General features: G+C 43.7%; 7 protein-coding genes. 2 read left to right on the forward strand and 5 right to left on the reverse strand.

Translation table 11 applies throughout. From position 1 onward, the window contains the following. Window positions 1-81: 81 nt before the first annotated feature. Both AC5JL3_RS28670 and AC5JL3_RS28675 read left to right on the forward strand, forming a co-directional pair. Window positions 82-378: a hypothetical protein gene (locus AC5JL3_RS28670; RefSeq protein WP_496077690.1), complete on the forward strand. Its 297-nt coding sequence runs from the start codon at window positions 82-84 to the stop codon at window positions 376-378. A gap of 10 nt (window positions 379-388) precedes the next feature. Continuing rightward, window positions 389-589 (forward strand): hypothetical protein, encoded by a 201-nt coding sequence (locus tag AC5JL3_RS28675; protein ID WP_496077691.1) that lies wholly within the window; start codon window positions 389-391, stop codon window positions 587-589. Between the two features lie 111 nt (window positions 590-700). Here AC5JL3_RS28675 and AC5JL3_RS28680 read toward each other — a convergent pair whose 3' ends face one another. The 5 genes from AC5JL3_RS28680 to AC5JL3_RS28700 form a co-directional block, all read right to left on the reverse strand. Next, entirely contained in the window at window positions 701-829 is a 129-nt protein-coding gene (locus tag AC5JL3_RS28680; RefSeq protein ID WP_496077692.1) for a hypothetical protein, read from the reverse strand. 97 nt (window positions 830-926) lie between these two features. Continuing rightward, window positions 927-1,193 carry a hypothetical protein gene (locus AC5JL3_RS28685; protein WP_496077693.1) on the reverse strand — a complete coding sequence of 89 codons (267 nt, stop codon included), beginning with the start codon at window positions 1,191-1,193 and terminating at the stop codon, window positions 927-929. 307 nt (window positions 1,194-1,500) lie between these two features. Continuing rightward, complete coding sequence (locus AC5JL3_RS28690) at window positions 1,501-2,409, reverse strand: GIY-YIG nuclease family protein (protein WP_496077694.1); 909 nt, start codon at window positions 2,407-2,409, stop codon at window positions 1,501-1,503. A gap of 274 nt (window positions 2,410-2,683) precedes the next feature. After that, complete coding sequence (gene rbp, locus AC5JL3_RS28695; RefSeq protein ID WP_192222365.1) at window positions 2,684-2,980, reverse strand: RNA-binding regulator; 297 nt, start codon at window positions 2,978-2,980, stop codon at window positions 2,684-2,686. A gap of 335 nt (window positions 2,981-3,315) precedes the next feature. Continuing rightward, on the reverse strand, window positions 3,316-3,945 hold the full coding sequence (locus AC5JL3_RS28700; RefSeq protein WP_496077695.1) for a hydroxymethylglutaryl-CoA lyase-like TIM-barrel protein: 630 nt from the start codon (window positions 3,943-3,945) through the stop codon (window positions 3,316-3,318). Between the last annotated feature and the right edge of the window lie 38 nt (window positions 3,946-3,983).

The raw sequence follows: 3,983 nt of genomic DNA on the forward strand, positions 1-3,983 counted from the left end.
GCCTTTTCTCAGATCCTCTTGACAACTGCCAGAAAGCCTTAACTTGTCACCAATGTTCATGACCAAGCCCAACCGGATGTGGTGCTGCGCGGTATTCACCAAGCATTGCGTTTAGATGGCACCTACTTAATGCAGGACATTCGGGCTTCCAGCCAGGTTCACGGTAATTTAGAGCATCCAGCCGCACCAATGCTCTACACGATTTCTTGCCTACATTGCATGACAGTATCACTTTCTACAGGCGGCATGGGGCTTGGTGCTGTGTGGGGTGAAGAGAAGGCTTTGGAAATGTTGACAGAAGCGGGATTCACTAGCGTGACTATCCAGCAACTCGACCATGATTTCCTAAATAACTACTACATCGTCAAGAAGAACTAGGAGACTAACCATGTGCCAAGTCTGTGCAATAGCATGGCGTTACAAAAGTCTTAACAAAAGTGATTCGCTGTTTCTTGATAGTAGCGCCACCCAGAGTGTTGTTGGATTAAGCGATCGCTTCACCCAATCTACAGAGTTACAAGCGACGAAATCTCGGCAAGTGGTACTCAATCACAAATTGCCCAGACCCCTTAGCACTCATGAATCGTGAGGATAACACTATGATCACTAGCTAAACGAAACCCTAGACTGGATAGCTGATTCAGTCTTTGGGCTTCGTTTGACCAAAGCTGAACGCTGATTGCTGAATGCTCTACCTACATTAAACAGGTCGCCGTCCGCCAAAAACGGCAAAGCTAAAATTCTTATACCAGCAATCTACATCCTGAAAACCAGCTTTTTCTAACCAACCTAGTTGAGTGCTGAGTGGAGTCATGCGATCGTATTTCATACGCTGACACGCCTGGTTTAGCGCCTCTATAGTGACAGCTATAAATGCAAGAGAAGGGTGCTATTGTGCCTTGCCCCCAATCACCAGTCCTCAGCCCCTAATCCCCTTCAACAGCTTTGCTAAACTGACTGCGATGCAGAACCATCTCACCATGTTCTGGAATCCAAACGATCCACTCAGTATCAGAGTGCTTACACAATAGCAGTGCTTCGTCATGACTATAAGGACTGGGAGGTTCCCGAAGCTGTACCCAAGTCGAAGCTTGCAAATCTTCAGTTGTGCTGAGTTCAGACTTTGTTAACCAATTTAGAGGATGCAGGTATGGTGGGAGGTTAACTACTGAGTTACGGGAATCGAGTTTCATAAGCTTATATTCCTTCAAGCTACCCACTGAGAAAAGCAGATGCTTCAGGGAAAGAAATGCGATCGCTTTACAAAGAAATTGCCTCTACTCACTGAAGAAATGTATATTTTGTCAACGAGTAGTCCCGATTTCAGTGGTGCAAGGTGATCGCTTCTTCCCACTTGGCTGAGCAACGCTGTAAACAGCGGGTAAAATTAATTATTTTCTGTAGCTAATGTTACAGAATTTTGATTTCTTTCTACAAGCAAATGTCTAATAACTTTACCTTCGCCTATCCAAGTCAAGGACACCTGACGCTTCCTTATTTTCAAAAGACTCTTTGTTCAAGAACATCTAACTCAGCTTGACTTAAAACTTTTGGCTTTATTTGACGTAAATCAAGGTATACTGATTCAATGTCTTTAAGCTTGAAGTATTCCGTCAGAGTACCAATTTTATAATTAGATTTCTTATATCGATGTTTGAAATACAGCTCTACATTACCTCGATGCTTCCAAGTATCAATTATCTGGATTTCAAACTGCTTAAAGTAAGTAGCCAAATCCCTCTGAACTTCATTTATTCGTTCTTCAATCGGTCGCTTGGTTACACCAATTTTGTGTAATGTTTTCCTTCCAGTTTTGATTTCCAGAAAGTATAAACTCCTCTCTAGGAGGCTCTTCAGTTGAGCGCGATAGATTCTCAAATCAGCAACTCTTTCTATTAAGTGCCGGGAATTTATCAGCCTTGCTCGTTCCGCTATTCCTTCTAGCTGCAATAGCTTATCTAGCAATAATGGCTCTTGCATTTCGTCGAAAAGCGCTAACGGTAGCCCTCCAACAGGGATTTTTCCCAAGTCTGTAAATTCATAAAATCCTTGGCTATTCAAAGTTAAGAGCTTGGATAAAACTAACCTCAGAGAAGGTTTTATAAAAATACCTTCATTCCTAACTCCATAGTTTTGCCAAAAGACTTTTAATTCTTCCAACTCTTTACCCGACAACTGGATATTGAAATTGTCATAGAGGGGTAGAGATGGGATTTCCCGATTAGCAATACGATTGGCAACAGGACGACACGTCTCTTCCGTGTGTGCAAAGTGATGTTCTTTTACTTTCCCCTTCTTTGCTGTCAGCCCTTCGCCACAATACACACATGTCAACAAGGTTTTGCCGCTTGGTACATCTTCAATAGAAACTAGGGCGTTGTCTTGACTAACGCCATACTTCAGCCACATCGATTTTCTCTTCTAATACTTTGGGTTGACGCCTCTTACAGCAGAGACTTTTTGAGGCACCCTCTTCCAGAATAGCTAACGGCTCAATGATTGGCTCTAACTAACAGCCTTCTCCCGCACCACATCCATCCACAAATAAAAAAGGCTTAAGTATTTGTACTTAAGCCTTTTCGCTTGGAGGCGAGTGACTGATATAGATTTGCTTACGAGCTAGTTAGCCATGCTTACGCGAGCCAAACAAATACAGGCTCGCTCTTGGTTTAGTTGAGAGCGCTTAGTAGCGGCGAGAGAAGTTGTTTCCCCGACCACCACCGGACGAACCTCTATCTTCACGAGGCTTCGCCTTGTTCACTTTCAAGTCACGACCCATCCATTCCGCACCATCAAGTGCATCAATGGCGGCTGTTTCTTCAGCCTCTGTATCCATTTCCACAAAACCAAAGCCGCGTAAGCGACCCGTTTCACGGTCGGTAGGGAGCTGAACCCGCTTGACCGTACCATATTCTGCAAAAACACCGTTAAGGTCTTCTTGCGTGACTTCGTAGGATAAGTTGCCTACATAAATTGACATAGATTGTCTCCAAAATCAAAGAGGTGTAGAGATTTAGATTTCGGAGAGAAGCCTGTACTGACCAAAAGGAAAATGCCCATCAATACTAGAAACAAACGCTGCAACCGAATTTATTCTCACCTCCTATCTTAGCACGGTGGCTTGAAGGAATGGAGATATGGGGGCAATCTTGTTCAGAAATCATAGCCTGTATACTCCAGCGCGTTGAGTTAATTCCCTATGCGGCTTTCCTCAACGAAAGCAAAGTCAACTGATTTAAGCAGCACCCAATCCTAGCCTCACTGAGTCATCCAGGTGTGTATCCCATCCTCTCCACTCAAGAACTGACTCAACAGTTAAACGAGCGATCGCGTAATTCCAGTGATCTGAGTGACTAATTCTGAAGCAGCACTCAGTAAGGAGGTTTCAATATCAACCTTGTAGTTGGGGCACTGGGCAATTGCACTCACAACATTCTCCAAATCTGCATTTCCCTTCCTTGCTCCCAATCCATTAATTGAGCATTCAATTTGTTTGGCTCCAGAGGCTAGAGCAGCAAGTGAATTCTCTACGGCTAATCCTAAATCGTCATGACAGTGAACTGCGATCGCAACTTGGTCAATATTGGGAACGCGATTCATTATCATTGCAATCAACCCTGAAAACTCTTCAGGTGAAGCCGTACCAAAACTGTCAGGGATCGCCACAGTCGTTGCACCATTTTTGATAGCTACTTCAACCGCTTTACATAGGAAATCGGGTTCGCTCCTAAAAGCATCAAATGCTGACCATTCGACATCAGCACAGTAATTTCTGGCAAGACTAATGCTGTCTTTTATTGTTTCTAGAGTCTCTTTTTTACTCAATTCAGATTGATTCTTTAGATTAATCGGAGTAAAAACATTAATTCTCCCTTTAGCAGCAGGCTTGAGAGCTAGAGCAACACTGACAATTTCCTCTTGCTTAGAGCTAGTGCAGCGCGGCAGAAATAACCCACCAGTTCAAGCGGACTCTGGGTAGCCGT

Source organism: Symplocastrum torsivum (assembly GCF_059505465.1).

What these genes read in the sequence shown, in the direction of transcription:
- AC5JL3_RS28675 (WP_496077691.1), top strand. Translation starts at nt 389, where the DNA reads ATGTGCCAAGTCTGTGCAATAGCATGGCGTTACAAAAGTCTTAACAAA.
- AC5JL3_RS28680 (WP_496077692.1), bottom strand. Translation starts at nt 829, where the DNA reads ATGAAATACGATCGCATGACTCCACTCAGCACTCAACTAGGTTGGTTA.
- AC5JL3_RS28685 (WP_496077693.1), bottom strand. Translation starts at nt 1,193, where the DNA reads ATGAAACTCGATTCCCGTAACTCAGTAGTTAACCTCCCACCATACCTG.
- AC5JL3_RS28690 (WP_496077694.1), bottom strand. Translation starts at nt 2,409, where the DNA reads ATGTGGCTGAAGTATGGCGTTAGTCAAGACAACGCCCTAGTTTCTATT.
- rbp (WP_192222365.1), bottom strand. Translation starts at nt 2,980, where the DNA reads ATGTCAATTTATGTAGGCAACTTATCCTACGAAGTCACGCAAGAAGAC.